The following is an 813-nucleotide window of genomic DNA, read 5'->3' on the forward strand; positions in this document are numbered from 1 at the left end:
TGTTCATTACTACTTAGAACAACACGGCCTTAAATACCATCCATTGTGGGATGAAGGTTACCTTTCAGTTGGTGATACACATACCACTCGTAAATGGGAGCCGGGAATGTCAGAGGAAGAAACTCGATTCTTTGGCTTAAAGCGAGAATGTGGCCTACACGAAGATGATGGCTCTGAACAAGATGGGTCTGGCATATAGCCATAATACTCTTTAAATAGAGTTTAGGTTAAGTTTAATAAAGATAGCTGCAATAAAGCAGCTTTCTTTATTTATGGTACTTGAAAAATACGTCTCAAAGCACAAATCTGTGGATAAGTTGTGTGAGAGTTTGGGGTAAAGTTGAATAAATAAAGGTTTGATCGAAAACTCATCGTTTAACCATTGTTTTTGCAATTTTTGAAAAATAACACTTGCCAATGTGAGCGCGATCTCTATAATGCCTCCTCGTCGACAGGGCAAGGGCTCAGAAGGGTTTAAGCGAAGTTGATAAGGCTGAAAAGAAATACGAAATAATTTGAAGAAAGTGTTTGACACGATAAATTATCTCGCTAGAATGGCCGCCTCTTCCGAAGTGATGTCAATCACAAAGAAGAGTTGCTCTTTAACAATATAGACCTATCAATCTGTGTGGGCACTCGTTGATGATAATCCAATTCGATACTTCGGTATCAAATTAGGTTTCAATGAAACGAAGTGACCATTGAGTCTTCGGACTCAGCACAGTCAATTCAAACATTACTTATGTAATGTTCAGTATTCATTGAGCCGACAAAATCTTAAATTGAAGAGTTTGATCATGGCTCAGATTGAAC

Annotated in this window: 1 protein-coding gene; it reads left to right on the top strand. The window is 38.1% G+C overall.

Annotated elements, in window-relative coordinates:
* On the top strand, positions 1-199 hold a 199-nt coding region (locus tag IQR33_RS19260; protein WP_193843938.1), incomplete at its 5' end, for a phosphoadenosine phosphosulfate reductase family protein.
* Positions 200-813: the final 614 nt, after the last annotated feature.

Source organism: Vibrio sp. OPT46 (assembly GCF_015163535.1).
GTDB lineage: Bacteria > Pseudomonadota > Gammaproteobacteria > Enterobacterales > Vibrionaceae > Vibrio > Vibrio alginolyticus.